The 14,873-nt window shown below is 72.1% G+C and carries 17 protein-coding genes; 11 read left to right on the forward strand and 6 right to left on the reverse strand.

What is annotated here, in order from left to right:
* Window positions 1-222: 222 nt before the first annotated feature.
* On the reverse strand, window positions 223-1,302 hold the full coding sequence (locus ACIGO8_RS04010) for a hypothetical protein (RefSeq protein ID WP_399723450.1): 1,080 nt from the start codon (window positions 1,300-1,302) through the stop codon (window positions 223-225).
* Complete coding sequence (locus tag ACIGO8_RS04015; RefSeq protein ID WP_399724316.1) at window positions 1,302-1,970, reverse strand: RNA polymerase sigma factor; 669 nt, start codon at window positions 1,968-1,970, stop codon at window positions 1,302-1,304. The genes ACIGO8_RS04010 and ACIGO8_RS04015 overlap by 1 nt, the downstream gene beginning before the upstream one ends.
* Before the next feature lie 383 nt (window positions 1,971-2,353).
* Here ACIGO8_RS04015 and ACIGO8_RS04020 point away from each other — a divergent pair, with 383 nt between their 5' ends.
* On the forward strand, window positions 2,354-3,115 hold the full coding sequence (locus tag ACIGO8_RS04020) for a Clp protease N-terminal domain-containing protein (protein WP_399723453.1): 762 nt from the start codon (window positions 2,354-2,356) through the stop codon (window positions 3,113-3,115).
* Between the two features lie 73 nt (window positions 3,116-3,188).
* Here ACIGO8_RS04020 and ACIGO8_RS04025 read toward each other — a convergent pair whose 3' ends face one another.
* The 3 genes from ACIGO8_RS04025 to ACIGO8_RS04035 all read right to left on the reverse strand — a co-directional run bounded on the left by ACIGO8_RS04025 (window position 3,189) and on the right by ACIGO8_RS04035 (window position 6,164).
* Window positions 3,189-3,719 carry a hypothetical protein gene (locus ACIGO8_RS04025; protein ID WP_399723455.1) on the reverse strand — a complete coding sequence of 177 codons (531 nt, stop codon included), beginning with the start codon at window positions 3,717-3,719 and terminating at the stop codon, window positions 3,189-3,191.
* Between the two features lie 65 nt (window positions 3,720-3,784).
* Window positions 3,785-4,405: a DUF4328 domain-containing protein gene (locus ACIGO8_RS04030; protein ID WP_399723457.1), complete on the reverse strand. Its 621-nt coding sequence runs from the start codon at window positions 4,403-4,405 to the stop codon at window positions 3,785-3,787.
* A gap of 127 nt (window positions 4,406-4,532) precedes the next feature.
* Window positions 4,533-6,164 (reverse strand): glycoside hydrolase family 20 protein, encoded by a 1,632-nt coding sequence (locus ACIGO8_RS04035; protein WP_399723458.1) that lies wholly within the window; start codon window positions 6,162-6,164, stop codon window positions 4,533-4,535.
* A 294-nt stretch (window positions 6,165-6,458) separates the two neighbouring features.
* Between ACIGO8_RS04035 and ACIGO8_RS04040 the strand changes: the two genes are divergently transcribed.
* The 6 genes from ACIGO8_RS04040 to ACIGO8_RS04065 all read left to right on the forward strand — a co-directional run bounded on the left by ACIGO8_RS04040 (window position 6,459) and on the right by ACIGO8_RS04065 (window position 11,126).
* On the forward strand, window positions 6,459-6,908 hold the full coding sequence (locus ACIGO8_RS04040; RefSeq protein ID WP_399723459.1) for a 2-oxo-4-hydroxy-4-carboxy-5-ureidoimidazoline decarboxylase: 450 nt from the start codon (window positions 6,459-6,461) through the stop codon (window positions 6,906-6,908).
* 192 nt (window positions 6,909-7,100) lie between these two features.
* Window positions 7,101-7,481: a succinate dehydrogenase, cytochrome b556 subunit gene (sdhC, locus tag ACIGO8_RS04045; RefSeq protein ID WP_399723461.1), complete on the forward strand. Its 381-nt coding sequence runs from the start codon at window positions 7,101-7,103 to the stop codon at window positions 7,479-7,481.
* Window positions 7,482-7,489: 8 nt separating this feature from the next.
* Window positions 7,490-7,969 carry a succinate dehydrogenase hydrophobic membrane anchor subunit gene (locus ACIGO8_RS04050; protein WP_399723463.1) on the forward strand — a complete coding sequence of 160 codons (480 nt, stop codon included), beginning with the start codon at window positions 7,490-7,492 and terminating at the stop codon, window positions 7,967-7,969.
* A 25-nt stretch (window positions 7,970-7,994) separates the two neighbouring features.
* Entirely contained in the window at window positions 7,995-9,749 is a 1,755-nt protein-coding gene (gene sdhA / locus ACIGO8_RS04055; RefSeq protein WP_399723465.1) for a succinate dehydrogenase flavoprotein subunit, read from the forward strand.
* On the forward strand, window positions 9,749-10,507 hold the full coding sequence (locus ACIGO8_RS04060) for a succinate dehydrogenase iron-sulfur subunit (protein ID WP_399723466.1): 759 nt from the start codon (window positions 9,749-9,751) through the stop codon (window positions 10,505-10,507). The genes sdhA and ACIGO8_RS04060 overlap by 1 nt, the downstream gene beginning before the upstream one ends.
* A 97-nt stretch (window positions 10,508-10,604) precedes the next feature.
* Window positions 10,605-11,126 (forward strand): hypothetical protein, encoded by a 522-nt coding sequence (locus tag ACIGO8_RS04065; RefSeq protein ID WP_399723468.1) that lies wholly within the window; start codon window positions 10,605-10,607, stop codon window positions 11,124-11,126.
* A gap of 45 nt (window positions 11,127-11,171) precedes the next feature.
* Here the strand turns inward: ACIGO8_RS04065 and ACIGO8_RS04070 are convergent, their stop codons facing one another.
* Window positions 11,172-11,735, reverse strand: a complete 564-nt coding sequence (locus ACIGO8_RS04070; protein ID WP_399723470.1) for a MarR family winged helix-turn-helix transcriptional regulator — start codon at window positions 11,733-11,735, stop codon at window positions 11,172-11,174.
* A gap of 86 nt (window positions 11,736-11,821) precedes the next feature.
* Between ACIGO8_RS04070 and ACIGO8_RS04075 the strand changes: the two genes are divergently transcribed.
* From ACIGO8_RS04075 to ACIGO8_RS04090, 4 genes are all read left to right on the forward strand, one after another.
* Entirely contained in the window at window positions 11,822-13,012 is a 1,191-nt protein-coding gene (locus ACIGO8_RS04075; RefSeq protein ID WP_399723472.1) for an MFS transporter, read from the forward strand.
* Window positions 13,013-13,170: 158 nt separating this feature from the next.
* The gene (locus ACIGO8_RS04080) at window positions 13,171-13,620 is read left to right on the forward strand and encodes a hypothetical protein (protein WP_399723474.1); all 450 of its coding nucleotides are present in this window, start codon (window positions 13,171-13,173) and stop codon (window positions 13,618-13,620) included.
* A 5-nt stretch (window positions 13,621-13,625) separates the two neighbouring features.
* Window positions 13,626-14,096, forward strand: a complete 471-nt coding sequence (locus tag ACIGO8_RS04085) for a thiol-disulfide oxidoreductase DCC family protein (RefSeq protein ID WP_399723476.1) — start codon at window positions 13,626-13,628, stop codon at window positions 14,094-14,096.
* Window positions 14,097-14,119: 23 nt separating this feature from the next.
* Window positions 14,120-14,863: a TetR family transcriptional regulator gene (locus ACIGO8_RS04090; RefSeq protein WP_399723478.1), complete on the forward strand. Its 744-nt coding sequence runs from the start codon at window positions 14,120-14,122 to the stop codon at window positions 14,861-14,863.
* The last annotated feature ends 10 nt before the right edge of the window (window positions 14,864-14,873 follow it).

The following is a 14,873-nucleotide window of genomic DNA, read 5'->3' on the forward strand; positions in this document are numbered from 1 at the left end:
CCGGCAGCCGCGGAGAGGCGGCCCGGAGGAGAAAGGGCCCGGAGGAGAAAGGGCCTGGAAGGGAAGGGGCGCGGGTGGGACCGGGGGAACGTGTCCCACCCGCGCCGGTGCGCCGAGCCGAAGGTACGGGGGGAACCCCGGCTCCGTGCGCTCGCCGATGACCAGTCGGCTCACTCAGTACTGCGTCACGGGGTCGAAAAACGTCACACCCGGCTGTCGGGACTATGAACGGGAGCCGTTCCGGCCGTGGTCGCCGGTCCCACGGAGACCCTGATCGCGGCCGTCGCCACGGCCGTCGCCACGGTCGGCGCCTCGGTCCTCGCCGCGGCCCTTGCCGCCGCCGTGACCGCCTCGGTCACTCTTGTCGTCGCCGTCGCCGTCGCCGTTGCCCGAGTCGGATCCCTTGTTGCCGGAACCGGAGCCGGAGCCGGAGTTCGAGCCGGAGCCCGATCCGCTGCCGCCGTTGCCGCCCGAGGACGTACGGCCGGTGGACGGCAGCGTCGCGGTGCCGGACGGGCCGCCCGCGAGGATCCGGTCGCAGTAGCGCTTGACGGTCTCGCCGTTCCGGAGCGCGGCCGCGAGCCGCTCCCGGCCGCTGTCGGCCAGCTTGCCCGCGCGGTACTCCTGGCAGGCCTGGACCACCTTGCTGCGCTGGACGTCGGTCTCCTGGCCCGGGCCCGCGGTGGTCGCGCCGGGCGTGGCCGTCGGGTCGCCGCCGGGGCCGGCGGTGGCGGTGCCGGGGCCGTCCGTGACGCCGGGCGTGGCCGTCGGCCGGTCGGGGTCCTTGGGCAGGTCCGGCCCGTCCGTGCCGATGCCGCCGCTCGGCGAGCCGGAGGTGGCGGGCGCGGAGGGATCGGCGGCGACGACGGAGCTGCCGGGGCCGGGATCGGAGGTCAGCGGCAGGACGCCCGTGCCGGCGGCGACGGCGACTCCGCCGACGGTGACGGCGGCGAACGCGGCGGCCAGCCCGTAGCGCAGGGAACGTCCCCAGCGGTGGCCGGTGCGGTCCGGCGCGATCCGGACGGCGCCGAGGTCGGCCGCGGTGGCCCGCCCTGCCTGTCCCTGGGCGGCGGCCTGGGCGGCGCGCTCGGCGGTGACCTTGCGGAAGGCGGCGAGGGCCGCGGCCTCGCCGGGGAGTTCACCGTCCGCGGCGGAGGCGGCGGGCGTACGGGCCGTGTCGAGGGCGCGCGCGAGGAAGACGGCCTCGGCGCGGGCCGTGGGGTCGACGGGGTCGACCGGATCGCCGCGCAGCAGCCGCTCCGCGGCCTCCTGGTCGAGCCATTGGTACCGCTCGTCGGCCATCACATGTCCTTCTGCGTCCGCGGGCGCGATTGCGTCACACCGCCGGGGGCCGTGAACCCCGGCCGGCGGCCGCGTTGCGGAGGAACGCCGTCCAGTGCGGCGGCCTCTCCGTCGGGACCGACGGCGGCGAGGAGTTCGGCGAGTTTCTTCAGGCCGCGGTGGGCGGCGGTGCGGACGGCGCCGGGGCGCTTGCCGAGGGTGTCGGCCGCGCTCTTGGCGTCGAGTCCGACGACGACCCGCAGGACGACGGCCTCGGCCTGGTCCTGCGGAAGCTGGGCGATGAGGTGCATGGTGCGGCCGGTGGCCAGGGCTTCCAGGGCCTCGTCCGCGGTGTCGGACTCGGCGGGCTTGTCGGTGAGCTCGGTCTCGTCGCCGCCGACGGCGGGGCGACGGCCGCGCATCCGGATGTGGTCCAGGGCGCGGTTGCGGGCGATGCGGGCGGCCCAGCCGCGGAAGCGGTCCGCGTCGCCGCTGAAGCGGTCGAGGTCGCGGGCGATCTGCAGCCAGCTCTCGGAGGCGACGTCCTCGGCGTCGGCCTCGCCGACCAGCGTGCGTATGTAGCCGAGGAGCCGTGGCTGCACCGCGCGGTACACGGCGCGGAAGGCGTCCTCGTCGCCGTTCTGCGCGGCGAGCACTGCGGCCGTCAGCTCCGCGTCGTCCCCCAGCACTCCCCACACCTGTTCGTCCGTCGTCGTGCTCATCGCGGCTGGTCGCCACCGCCACGCCGCCCGGGCGCAGCAGAACGCTACGTCCTGTTCGGGCGTCGCGTCCACGCGGGTCCGGTTCTTTGTACAAGTCGCAACTTCGTGCGGTGTGACCGGGGGCCTGCGAGGTGTGACACAAAACGCATGCACGGCGCTGTTAGGAGTACGGGGCCGTGCTGCGGCTCCGCGGACGACGACCGGGGCCTCTCCTGTGGGGGGTGGCGGCCCCGGTCGTCTTCCTGTGTGGGCGCCCGCGAGGGCGCCCTTTTTCGTTTCCCGGCGCGCCCCGCCGCAGACCGTCAACTCACGGTTGACACCCCGGGCACTGTCAACCTAGGGTTGCACTCATGACGAATCCACTCGGCGTGACCAACCCCGTGCGTCTCGACGACCTGATCGCGGCGATCAAGCAGTCCCACCCGGACGACGCCCTCGACCAGCTCTCGGACGCCGTCATCGCGGCCGACCACCTCGGTGACGTGGCCGACCACCTCATCGGCCACTTCGTGGACCAGGCCAGGAGGGCCGGCGCCTCCTGGACCGACATCGGAAAGAGCATGGGCGTCACCCGGCAGGCCGCCCAGAAGCGCTTCGTGCCCAAGGACGACACCGCGGGCGACGCGGCGAAGATGGACCCGGCCGCCGGCTTCGCCCGCTTCACCCCCCGGGCCCGCAACGTGGTGGTGGCCGCGCAGAACGAGGCCTCCGCCGCCCGCAACGACAAGACGGGCCCCGCCCACCTGGCCCTCGGCCTGCTCGCCGAACCCGAGGGCCTCGCCGGGCACTGGATCACCAACCAGGGAGTCACCCCGGAGCAGGTCCGCGAGGCGGTCACCCCGACCCTGCCGGCGGCCGTCGAGGAGGTGCCCGCGCTCATCCCGTACGACGCGGACGCCAAGAAGGTCCTGGAACTCACCTTCCGCGAGGCCCTGCGCCTCGGTCACCCCTACGTGGGGACCGAGCACATCCTGCTCGCGCTGCTCGAGTTCGAGGACGGCAAGGGCCCGCTCGCCGGGCTCGGCCTCGACAAGGCGCGGGCCGAGCGGGAGATCGCGGAGGCCGTCGCCTCGATGTCGATCGCAATGCCCGCGGCCGAGCCGGAGGCCTGACCTCCGACACGACGGGAGGGGCGGCCGCCCGGCCGCCCCTCCCGTCCTTCTCGCTCTTCTCGCTTTTCTCGCCTCAGGCGGTACGCGCCCGGCGCGAGACCACCGCGCGCAGCACCCGCCCGCCCTCCGTGGACAGGTCACGGGCCCGGCGCAGCCCGGTCGGCCCGTGGGCCGCGGCCTCCAGGACCGCCTGCTGCCGCCGGAGTTCGCCCGCGTGCAGCGGACCGGCCTCGGTCGCGTCGTACAGCCGGTGAACGGCGAGCGCGATCCCGGAGCACCGTCCGGCCCACTCCCGCAGCGGGCCCTCGGCCCATTCGGCGGGCACGCCGTGGAGCATCGCGCGCACCATCGTGACGACGCCGCCGGCGTCCGTCTCCTCGTCCCCGACGCCGGCCAGCTCGACCCGCGCCTTGCCGACCGCCTCGGCCCACACGTCGCCGTCGCCGCGCGCCACCGCGGCCCACACCGGCCGCAGCACGTCGGCCCGCTCCGGCGCGAGCAGCGGCAGACACCGGTCGAGGCACGCGAGCCCGGCGGCCGCGAGGCCCCGCTCGTCGGCGCGGTCGATCAGTTCCTGCAGGCTCGTGCTCGTCACGGACGTCATGGACGCCTCCTCGCCAGCGATGCGGACGCAGTACTTCCACTACTGCGCCGTCCGGCGCTTTTTCGTCACTGCGCGGCCGGAATCATGCCAGTGGCCTTCGCGTGCTGCATAGAGGTCAGACGCCGCACGAACAGGATCGCGAGGACGGCGGCGGCGATGTTCGCGATGTCGTTCGCCGCGAGCCACGAGGCCGCCGTGACGTACGCGTCAGGAGTCTCGGCCTTCTCGTACAGCCGGCCCGCGACGCGGTCGACGAGGCCTTGCAGCACGAACAGCGCCCACCAGCCGTTGAGCAGTCCCAGCTCGCCCGGCGCGTCGGGGGCGTACGGGAGCCGACGGCTGGCACGCCAGATCTCGGCGGCGATGTTGCGCGGTATCCACAGATTGGCGAACGGGATGAACCAGGCGCCGATGGCCCAGCCAGGCCCGCGGCTGTGCAGATCCGGCGCCCAGACCTGGGCGTTCTGCCGGGTCCGGTGGAACCAGACGATCCAGACGACCACGGTGGCGACGAGCAGCAGCAGCTGCACCACCGACACCAGGGCGACGATCAGGTCGGCCGAGCCCTCCGGCACCGGGTCGGCGCGCAGGGCGAGCGCGGCGAGGAAGGCGAAGACGTCGACGACAGCGGTCGCGCCGAGCAGGGACACCACGGCGTACGACAGGCCGTTCGGGTTGCGGAGCATGGTGGAGCGGATCCCCCCAGGGACGGGACGGCGCCCTCCCCAGGGCGCCGCCGCGGGCCGGTCGGCCGCGGCGGAGGGAACGTACGGGACCCGGGGCGCCCGCGTCCACAGGGAATCGGGCCGGGCGTCAGCGGACCCGGCCGGCCAGGGTCTGGAAGTCCGTCCAGGTCAGGGCCGGCTTGCGCGCGTCCCACAGCTTCTGGGCGGTCGCCGTCAGCGGCATCCGGATGCCGTCCGCGACCTGGGCCTGGGTCTGGGCGGTCGCCACGTCGCACCAGACGGCGAAGCTGCCGCCGAGGATCTGGGGGTCGTAGCGGGCCGGGACGGGTGTGGTGCCGCGGACGACGAGCGGGGTCCACTGCTCGTAGATGCGGCGGCCGGTCGGGTACGGGAAGAGCTTGGGCTTGCCGAGGACGTAGTAGAGGTACTTGTCGTTGTAGTTGAGCATGGTGCGGCCGGCGCTCAGATACGAGGCGGGCGGGCGGGCGCCGATCTCGTTGCCGGTCCAGTAGGCGACCTGGAGGTCCTTGGCGGCGCTCGTCACGCCGCCGGTGTAGAAGCCGTCGTTCCAGGCGCGCAGTTGCTTGCCGGTCGGCCGCACGACGGCCGCGCGGCCGTTCAGCCAGTCGGTGGCCAGGTCCTGGATCCGGCCGGACGGGCCGTACTTCGCCGTGGCCGCGCGGGCGAGCTGCGGATAGGTCGCCTCGGGGTTCTTGGCCATCAGGGCGACGTACTCGTCGCCGCCGAGGTGCCAGGAGGCGCCGGGGAAGAGGCCCGTGTACTCGCGCAGCAGGTCGTCGACGATCTTCGCCGAGGCCGGCTTGGAGATGTCGACCGTGCCGGCCGGGCGGCGGCCCGTGGCGCTGACGAGCTGGAGGTCGGGGTGGGCGGCGATGACCGCGCCGAGGTGTCCGGGCGAGTCGATCTCGGGGACGACGGTGATGTGCAGGCTCTGGGCGAGGGCGACGATCCGCCGCACCTCGGCCTTGCTGAGGTGCCGTTCGGAGACGATCTCCGGGTGGCTGTCGGAGGCGATGCGGAAGCCCTGGTCGTCGGAGAAGTGCAGGCCGAGCTGGTTGAGCTTGAGGTCGGCCATCTCGCGCAGCCGGTCCTCGATCCAGCCGGCCGTGAAGTACTTGCGGGCGATGTCGACCATCAGTCCGCGCTGGGGCTTGGCGGGCGCGTCGGTGACGACGCCCTCGGGCATCGCGCCGGTGGACCGGACGGACTGCTTGAGCGTGCGCGTGCCGTAGAAGACACCGGCCTCGCCGGGCCCGGTGATGCGGACGCCGCCGCCCCGGACGGTGAGGGTGTACGACTCGGCCCCGCCCTGCCCGCCGAGCGCGAGGCTGACGTCGCCGGGCCGGGCGGCGGCGGTGCCGCGGTACGGGACGCGCAGCTCGCCGGCGATCAGCCGGGCCTCGTCGGCCAGCGCCGCCTCGTCCTTCGCGGCGACCACGACGCCGGCGTCCGGTCCGGGCTTCCAGCCGGGGCCGCGGGCGGCCTGGTGGGAGCGGACGGCGGGGATCACGCGCGGCGCGGTGGACAGCGGATAGGTCCTGCTGGGCGTCGGACTCGGCGGTGGCGCGGCCGAGGTGGGCGCCGCGGTGGAGGCGGCGGAGCCCGTACCGGTGCCGGTGCCGCTGCCCGCGGGCGGGCCCGAGGCGGATCCGTTCGAGCAGGCCGCCACGGTGACCAGTGCCACCGCGGCCGCCGTCAGTGCGGGGCCCCGACGGGGCCCTCGTATGGAGTACCGCATCACCCGGAATCCTCCCTCATCGCGCGAACCACGGCATCCCGGGCTTTTCGGGTCTTCCGTAAAGTCCTTCGACGAAACCCACTCGTCCAGGTGAAATTCGCGCATCCGTCGGACACTTCCCCCGTCCCGCCGATAGCGTGGCGTCACAGCTGCCACTTCGCCAGCGCCCCTCGCCTCCGTCCCTCGCTCCCGGAGTCCCCGCTGACCAGCGACATCCACGCCGGCTCCTGCCGGACCCCGGTCTCCCCCGCCATACCTGCCCAGCAGGGCACGGGCCGGCACCTCACGGGCCTCGTGCGTTTCAACGCGGCTCCGGCGCACGTCGCCGAGGCGCTGCTGCTCGACTGCCACGGCAGCCGCCGTTGGGCCGAACGGGTGGCCGCGCACCGACCGTACCCGACGCTCGACGCGCTGCTCGCGGCCGCCGACGAGGCCGGTTACGACCTGACGCGAGGCGATCTCGACGAGGCGCTGTCCCGCGAGAGCTCCGGCCTGCCGCACCCGGACGCGCCGCCGGCCGCCCGCACCGCGCTGCGCGCCGCGCTCGCCGCGTACGAGTCGAGCTTCGGCCACGCCTTCGTGATCAGCCTGGACGGGGTGCCGGCCGGTGAGCGGCTCGACCAGGTCCTGGCCGCCATCCGGTCACGTCTCGGCAACGAAAGGGAGGAGGAACGGGTCGTCGCCGCGGAGGAGCTGCGCCGGCTGGCCCGTACTCGGCTCACCCGTTCGATCGCCGCGTGGTGAGTTCGCCCGGAATGCGGTAATACGGGGCACACGGATAGCCCGTCCGTGCCTCTTTGATCACACTGACGGACCCCGCGCGAGCGAACCGACGAGTCGTCGCTACGATGACCGGGGCCGGTGGACCGTACCCGGCCGGGCCAGACCGACAGAGAAGCCGGCCGGCCCCGATCCCCGCTCCCGGAGGGTTTTTCCGTGCCGGCTGGAACGCTGTACCGCGGCCGGGAAGGAATGTGGTCCTGGGTGGCTCACCGAGTCACCGGCGTCCTCATCTTCTTCTTCCTGTTCGTACACGTCCTTGACACCGCTCTCGTCCGTGTCTCCCCCGAGGCGTACGACGATGTCGTGGCGACGTACAAGACGCCGATCGTCGCACTCCTCGAGTACGGCCTCGTCGCCGCCATCCTCTTCCACGCGCTGAACGGTCTCCGTGTCATCGCCGTGGACTTCTGGTCCAAGGGCCCGCGCTACCAGAAGCAGATGCTCTGGACCGTCGTGGGCGTCTGGGTCGTACTGATGGCGGGCGCCGTCTACCCCGTCCTCGCCCACGCCGCGCGTGAAGTGTTCGGGAGCTGAGACCAGACATGACCACCGCTGACACCTCCACCGCGATCGGTCCCGTCGAGGGCACTGCCCCGTACGGCATCGACAACCCGGCCCCGTACATCGAGGCCCCGCGCAAGCGCACCGGCAAGACGCCGCGGGCGACCCGAGGCAACTTCGAGATGGCCGCGTGGCTCTTCATGCGCCTCTCGGGCATCGTCCTCGTCGTCCTCGTCGTCGGCCACCTGCTGATCCAGCTCGTGCTGGACGGCGGCGTCTCCAAGATCGGCTTCGCCTTCGTGGCCGGCCGCTGGGCGTCCCCGTTCTGGCAGGTCTGGGACCTGCTGATGCTGTGGCTGGCGATGCTGCACGGCGCCAACGGCCTCCGCACGGTCGTCAACGACTACGCGGAGCGCGCCAACACGCGTCTGTGGCTCAAGGGCCTGCTGTACACCGCCACGGTGTTCACCATCCTTCTGGGCACGCTGGTGATCTTCACCTTCGACCCGAACATCCGCTAGGCACGGGGCTGAGGTAATCCACGTCATGAAGTTCCACAAGTACGACACCGTCATCGTCGGCGCCGGCGGCGCCGGCATGCGCGCCGCCATCGAGGCGACGAAGCGCAGCCGCACCGCCGTGCTGACGAAGCTCTACCCGACCCGCTCCCACACGGGCGCCGCGCAGGGCGGCATGGCCGCCGCGCTGGCGAACGTGGAGGAGGACAACTGGGAGTGGCACACCTTCGACACGGTCAAGGGCGGTGACTACCTGGTCGACCAGGACGCCGCCGAGATCCTGGCGAAGGAGGCCATCGACGCCGTCCTCGACCTGGAGAAGATGGGCCTGCCGTTCAACCGGACCCCGAACGGCACCATCGACCAGCGCCGCTTCGGCGGTCACTCCCGCAACCACGGCGAGGCCCCGGTCCGCCGGTCCTGCTACGCCGCGGACCGCACCGGCCACATGATCCTCCAGACGCTGTACCAGAACTGCGTCAAGGAGGGCGTGGAGTTCTTCAACGAGTTCTACGTCCTGGACCAGTTGATCACCGAGGTCGACGGCGTCAAGCACTCCGCCGGTGTGGTCGCCTACGAGCTGGCCACCGGCGAGATCCACGTCTTCCAGGCGAAGGCCGTGATCTACGCGTCCGGCGGCACCGGCAAGTTCTTCAAGGTGACGTCCAACGCCCACACCCTGACCGGTGACGGCCAGGCCGCCTGCTACCGCCGTGGTCTGCCGCTGGAGGACATGGAGTTCTTCCAGTTCCACCCGACGGGCATCTGGCGCATGGGCATCCTGCTCACGGAGGGCGCCCGCGGTGAGGGCGGCATCCTGCGCAACAAGGACGGCGAGCGCTTCATGGAGAAGTACGCGCCGGTCATGAAGGACCTCGCGTCCCGTGACGTCGTCTCCCGCTCCATCTACACGGAGATCCGCGAGGGCCGCGGCTGCGGTCCCGAGGGCGACCACGTCTACCTGGACCTCACCCACCTGCCGCCGGAGCAGCTGGACGCCAAGCTCCCGGACATCACCGAGTTCGCCCGTACGTACCTCGGCATCGAGCCGTACACGGACCCGATCCCGATCCAGCCCACCGCGCACTACGCCATGGGCGGCATCCCGACCAACGTCGAGGGTGAGGTCCTCTCGGACAACACCACCGTCGTCCCGGGCCTGTACGCGGCCGGCGAGGTCGCCTGCGTGTCGGTGCACGGCGCCAACCGCCTCGGCACCAACTCGCTGCTCGACATCAACGTCTTCGGCAAGCGCTCCGGCATCGCCGCCGCCGAGTACTCCGCCAAGCACGACTTCGTCGAGCTGCCGGAGAACCCCGAGGCCTTCGTCGTCGAGCAGATCGAGCGGCTGCGCAACTCCACGGGCAACGAGCGGGTCGCCGACCTGCGCCGTGAGCTCCAGGAGACGATGGACGCCAACGTGATGGTGTTCCGCACCGAGCAGACGATCAAGACGGCCGTCGAGAAGATCGCCGAGCTGCGCGCGCGCTACAAGAACGTGTCCGTCCAGGACAAGGGCAAGCGCTTCAACACCGACCTCCTGGAGGCCATCGAGCTGGGCAACCTGCTCGAGCTGGCCGAGGTCATGGCCGTCTCGGCCCTGGCGCGCAAGGAGTCCCGCGGCGGTCACTACCGCGAGGACTACCCGAACCGCGACGACGTCAACTTCATGCGCCACACCATGGCGTACCGCGAGGTCGGCGAGGACGGCTCCGAGACCGTCCGTCTCGACTACAAGCCGGTCGTCCAGACCCGCTACCAGCCGATGGAGCGTAAGTACTGATGGCTACTCCCGTACTGGACAAGGTCGAGGCCGACTCCGCCGCCTCCCCCTACATCACGGTCACGATGCGGATCCGCCGCTTCAACCCGGAGATCTCGGACGCCGCGGTCTGGGAGGACTTCCAGATCGAGATCGACCCGAAGGAGCGTGTGCTCGACGCCCTTCACAAGATCAAGTGGGACCTCGACGGCACGCTGACCTTCCGTCGCTCGTGCGCGCACGGCATCTGCGGCTCCGACGCGATGCGGATCAACGGCAAGAACAGGCTCGCCTGCAAGACGCTGATCAAGGACATCAACCCGGAGAAGCCCATCACGGTCGAGGCCATCAAGGGCCTGACGGTCCTGAAGGACCTGGTCGTGGACATGGAGCCGTTCTTCCAGGCGTACCGGGACGTCATGCCGTTCCTGGTCACCAAGGGCAACGAGCCGACCCGTGAGCGTCTGCAGTCCGCCGAGGACCGCGAGCGCTTCGACGACACCACCAAGTGCATCCTGTGCGCCGCGTGCACGTCGTCCTGCCCGGTCTTCTGGAACGACGGGCAGTACTTCGGCCCGGCCGCGATCGTCAACGCGCACCGCTTCATCTTCGACTCGCGTGACGAGGCGGGCGAGCAGCGCCTGGAGATCCTGAACGACAAGGACGGCGTGTGGCGTTGCCGCACGACGTTCAACTGCACGGACGCCTGCCCGCGTGGCATCGAGGTCACCAAGGCGATCCAGGAGGTGAAGCGCGCGCTCATCACGCGTCGCTTCTGACACCTGGTCACTGCATGACGGGGAAGCCCGCTTCTGTACGCTGCGTCGTGCAGAGGCGGGCTTTTTCGCGTGTGGACGCAGTGGAGGACGGGGACTGATGAGCGAGCCGAACCCTTACCGGCCGGAGGACTCGGGCAGTTACGAGTGGGGGCCGGGCGGTCAGCAGGCCGGGGCGCCGGGGTACGGATACCCGCAGCAGCCGCCGCCGTACCAGCCGACGTTGCCGGCCGGCGTGCCGGTGCCGCCGCAGTACGGTGCGGTGCCGCCGGGCGGCGGCGCGCCGCTGCTGGCGCTCGGCGACATCACGATCGTCGGCGACCAGATCGTCACGCCGGCCGGCACCATGCCGCTCAAGGGCGCGGTGTGGAACGCGATGGACATGTCGCGGACCGAGGAGAAGATCCCGACGGTCGCGATCGTGCTGGCGATCGTGTTCGCGCTGCTGTGCCTGATCGGTCTGCTGTTCCTGCTGATGAAGGAGAAGCAGACGACGGGCTTCATCCAGGTCACGGTGACCAGCGGCGGCCGCCACCACGCGACGATGATCCCGGCGACCGGCCCGGACACCATCCACTGGGTCATGGGTCAGCTGAACTACGCCCGCTCGCTGAGCATGTGAGGCCCGGCGGGTCCCCGCGACCGGTCAGCCGTGCCAGGGCTCGGTTCAGCCGTGCCAGGGCTCGGTCGTGGGGTTCTCCTCGGCGGTGAGCATGATGCGGCGCAGCAGGTCGTTGAGGGTGGTGCGCTCCTCGGGCGTCAGGACGCCGAGGAGGCGGTACTCCTCGTGGCCGAGGACGTCCATGGCGCCGAGCCAGGTCTCGCGGCCGGAGGCGGTGAGTTCGACGACGACGCGGCGGCGGTCGGTGGTCGACTGGGTGCGGCGGACGAAGCCGCGCTTCTCCAGGGCGTCGAGGCGGCCGGTGACGGAGGCGGGCGCGAGGTCGAGGTCCTGGGCGAGTTCGGAGGGCGCGGCGCTGCCGCCGCGGCCGGCGAGCTTGTGGAGGGTGTCGAACTCGTGGCGTTCGAGGTCGAAGTCGACGAGGGACTGCTCGCGGACCCGGCGCAGGTGGACGGAGAGCTTCTTCATCCGGGTGACCGCGCCTTCGACCACCGGGTCGAGGCCGGGCAGGACGGGCCGCCAGCGCGCGACGTGCTCGTCGGTCCAGTCGCGCGCGGGCTCCTGCGGTGTCTCGTCGGGCGTGCCGCGCGGGGCCTCGGTGGGTGCCATGGGCTGATCGTACGTCGGACGGCGCCGACGTCCCTCCCGAAGTATTTCGTTGACGAATTATTCGGCACCGAAATAATCTCGCGGTCATGCATCCCCTCCGCAGCCGCTCCTTCCGCCTGCTCTTCGCCGGGCGCGCGCTCTCCCTGCTCGGTGACGCCGCCATCCCGGCCGCCCTCGCCCTCGCCGTCCTGAAGGCGACCGGCTCCACCTCCGCGCTGGCCCTCGTGCTCGCCTGCTCGATGGTGCCGAAGCTGCTCCTGCTGCCGCTGGGCGGCGTCGTCGGCGACCGGTTCGACGCCCGCACGGTCGCCCTCGCGATGGACCTCGTCCGCTGCGTCACCCAACTCGTCGTCGGCGTCCAGCTGCTGAGCGGGACGCCCTCGCTCGCGGTGATCGCCGCCGTCGAGGTCGCCGGCGGCGCGGCCGGGGCCTTCGCGACGCCGACCACCTCGCCCCTGGTCAAGGGCACCGTCGCGGCGGAGCAGCTGCAGCGGGCCAACGCGGCCATGGCGGTGGCCTACAGCGTCAGCCGGGTCGGCGGCCCGGCCCTCGCCGGAACGCTCATCCTGACCGTCGGCCCCGGCTGGGCCTTCGTCCTCGACGCGGCGAGCTTCGCGGTCAGCGCCGCGCTGCTGTGCGCGGTGCGGGTCGCACCGGTCACGGCCCCGCGCCGCTCCTCGGTCCTCGCCGACCTCAAGGAGGGCTGGCGGGAGGTGCGCACCCGCGACTGGTACTGGAGCAGCCTCATCGGCCACAGCGCCTGGAACGGCGCCGCCGCCGTCCTGATGACCCTGGGCCCCGCGCTCGCCGTCGAGCGGATGGGTGGCGACCTCGCCTGGGCGGCCTTCCTCCAGGCCGGGGCGGTCGGGCTGCTGCTCGGCTCGCTCGCCGCCGACCGGATCCGGCCCCGGCGCCCGATCCTCGCCGCCAACGCCGGCCTCGCCACCTACGCGCTGCCGCTGGTGCTCCTCGCGGCGAACGCGCCCGGGCCGGTCGTCATCGGCGCGTACGGGCTCGCGCAGGGCGGCCTCGGATTCCTCACGCCGGTCTGGGAGACGGCGGTGCAGCGGGCCGTTCCGGCCCACGCGCTCGCGCGCGTCACCTCGTACGACTGGCTCCTGTCCTTCGCCGCGATGCCGCTCGGCTACGCCCTGGCCCCGCTCGCCGCCTCCGCCTGGGGCCCGGAGCTCCCGCTGCTCGCGGCGGCGGTGGCGGTGGCGGGCTGCTGCCTGGGAACGGCGCTGCTGCCGGGCGTGCGGCGGTTCGGCGCCGGCTGAGCCGGGTCCGGAAGCCGCCGCCTCCGGACCCTCGCCCGGATCCTCCTCAGGATTCCCCTCCGCCTTCCCCTCCGCACACGAAGCTGACTTGAACACGTTCAAGATGAGGTCTAGAGTCTTCGACGTCAGCTTTGAACGCGTTCAAGGGAGCGTGGGGCATGGACCTCACTGTCGTCGCGTACGTCGTCTACCTGCTCATCAGCGTCGGGCTCACCGTCTGGGTCGCCCGCACCCTCAGCCGCAACGGCAAGGTCTTCCTCGCCGACGTGCTGCACGGGAACGAGAAGCTCGCGGACGCCGTGAACCACCTGCTCGTCGTCGGCTTCTACCTCGTCAACTTCGGCTTCGTCGCCCTCTACCTCAGCCAGGACGACACCGTCGTCGACGCCCGCCGGCTCTTCGAGGCCCTCTCGGTCAAGCTCGGCGTCGTGCTGCTGGTCCTCGGCGTGATGCACCTCGCCAACGTCTACGTCCTCAACAAGATCCGCCGCCGGGGCGTCATGGAGCGCGGCCAGGTCCCGCCGGTGCCGCCGCAGGGCTGGACCGGCCCGGGCAGGGGCGGCCCGCAGGCACCGGGCCCGTGGGCGACTCCGGCCACCGGCGCCTGACGCCGATGCCCGCCACCCCGACCGGTCCCGCCGTGGAGCCCGTCGCCGGTCCCGCCGTGGACCCGGACGCGCCGGTGCGGCACCTGACGGTCCTCTACGACGCCGACTGCCCGCTCTGCGTCCACCTGAGGCACTGGCTGCTGCGCCAGCCCCGGCTCGTACCGATGGACCTGGTCCCGGCCGGCTCCGCCGAGGCGCGGCGGCGCTTCCCGGCCCTCGACCACGCCGACACCCTGCGGGAGATCACCGTGGTCGGGGACGGCGGCCAGGTCTACCGCGCCACCGCCGCCTGGATCGTCTGCCTGTGGGCCCTGGCCGAGTACCGGCCCAAGGCCCACTGGCTGGCCACTCCGGCCGGGCAGCCCTTCGCCCGCGCGACCGTCCTCGCCGCCGCCAGGTGGCGCGAACGCCTCAAGGGCGAGGCCGGGGAGTCCTGCGCCGACGGGCGGTGCGGGACACACAGCTCGTCCGGCTAGGCTCAGGAGTTGTGAAGGACGCGATGGAAGAGAAGCAGGACCCGCCCGCCAAGGCGCCCAAGAGCGAGCAGACCCGCGCGCTCATCCTGGAGACCGCGCTCCGGCTGTTCAAGGAGCGCGGTTACGACAAGACGACGATGCGGGCCATCGCGCAGGAGGCCGGCGTCTCCGTCGGCAACGCCTACTACTACTTCTCTTCCAAGGAGCACCTGGTCCAGGGCTTCTACGACCGGATCGCCGAGGAGCACCAGGCGGCCGTCGAACCGATCCTGGAGGGCGGCCAGAAGGATCTGACCTCCCGCATCAGGGGCGTGCTCCTGGCCTGGCTCGACATCGCGGAGCCGTACCACGAGTTCGCGGCCCAGTTCTTCAAGAACGCCGCCGACCCGGACAGTCCGCTCAGCCCCTTCTCGCCCGAGTCGACGGGCCCGCGCGAGGCGGCGATCGAGGTCCACCGGCGGGTCATCCGCGGCGCGTCGGTGAAGGTCGACCCCGAACTGGCCGAGCCGCTGCCGCGGTTGCTGTGGCTGCAGCAGATGGGCCTGGTGCTGTTCTGGGTGTACGACCGCTCCGAGAACGCCGCCAACAGCCGCCGCCTGGTGGAGCGGCTGGCCCCGGTCACCGCCCGGGCCATCTCGCTGTCCCGCTTCCGGATCCTGCGTCCGCTGGTCACGGACGTCCACGACGTCCTGTCCGACTTCATGCCGACGGCGGCCGGGATGGCGGCCTCGGGCAAGCCGAAGCGGGCGGCCAAGAACAAGTCCTGACCCCGGCGCC

Source organism: Streptomyces sp. NPDC053493, assembly GCF_044544825.1.
In the GTDB taxonomy this organism is placed as follows: domain Bacteria; phylum Actinomycetota; class Actinomycetes; order Streptomycetales; family Streptomycetaceae; genus Streptomyces.

Excerpts from the sequence above, each read along its gene's own strand:
- ACIGO8_RS04010 (WP_399723450.1), bottom strand. The coding sequence starts at position 1,302 with ATGGCCGACGAGCGGTACCAATGGCTCGACCAGGAGGCCGCGGAGCGG.
- ACIGO8_RS04020 (WP_399723453.1), top strand. The coding sequence starts at position 2,354 with ATGACGAATCCACTCGGCGTGACCAACCCCGTGCGTCTCGACGACCTG.
- ACIGO8_RS04025 (WP_399723455.1), bottom strand. The coding sequence starts at position 3,719 with ATGACGTCCGTGACGAGCACGAGCCTGCAGGAACTGATCGACCGCGCC.
- ACIGO8_RS04030 (WP_399723457.1), bottom strand. The coding sequence starts at position 4,405 with ATGCTCCGCAACCCGAACGGCCTGTCGTACGCCGTGGTGTCCCTGCTC.
- ACIGO8_RS04035 (WP_399723458.1), bottom strand. The coding sequence starts at position 6,164 with ATGCGGTACTCCATACGAGGGCCCCGTCGGGGCCCCGCACTGACGGCG.
- ACIGO8_RS04050 (WP_399723463.1), top strand. The coding sequence starts at position 7,490 with ATGACCACCGCTGACACCTCCACCGCGATCGGTCCCGTCGAGGGCACT.
- sdhA (WP_399723465.1), top strand. The coding sequence starts at position 7,995 with ATGAAGTTCCACAAGTACGACACCGTCATCGTCGGCGCCGGCGGCGCC.
- ACIGO8_RS04060 (WP_399723466.1), top strand. The coding sequence starts at position 9,749 with ATGGCTACTCCCGTACTGGACAAGGTCGAGGCCGACTCCGCCGCCTCC.
- ACIGO8_RS04065 (WP_399723468.1), top strand. The coding sequence starts at position 10,605 with ATGAGCGAGCCGAACCCTTACCGGCCGGAGGACTCGGGCAGTTACGAG.
- ACIGO8_RS04070 (WP_399723470.1), bottom strand. The coding sequence starts at position 11,735 with ATGGCACCCACCGAGGCCCCGCGCGGCACGCCCGACGAGACACCGCAG.
- ACIGO8_RS04075 (WP_399723472.1), top strand. The coding sequence starts at position 11,822 with ATGCATCCCCTCCGCAGCCGCTCCTTCCGCCTGCTCTTCGCCGGGCGC.
- ACIGO8_RS04080 (WP_399723474.1), top strand. The coding sequence starts at position 13,171 with ATGGACCTCACTGTCGTCGCGTACGTCGTCTACCTGCTCATCAGCGTC.
- ACIGO8_RS04085 (WP_399723476.1), top strand. The coding sequence starts at position 13,626 with ATGCCCGCCACCCCGACCGGTCCCGCCGTGGAGCCCGTCGCCGGTCCC.
- ACIGO8_RS04090 (WP_399723478.1), top strand. The coding sequence starts at position 14,120 with ATGGAAGAGAAGCAGGACCCGCCCGCCAAGGCGCCCAAGAGCGAGCAG.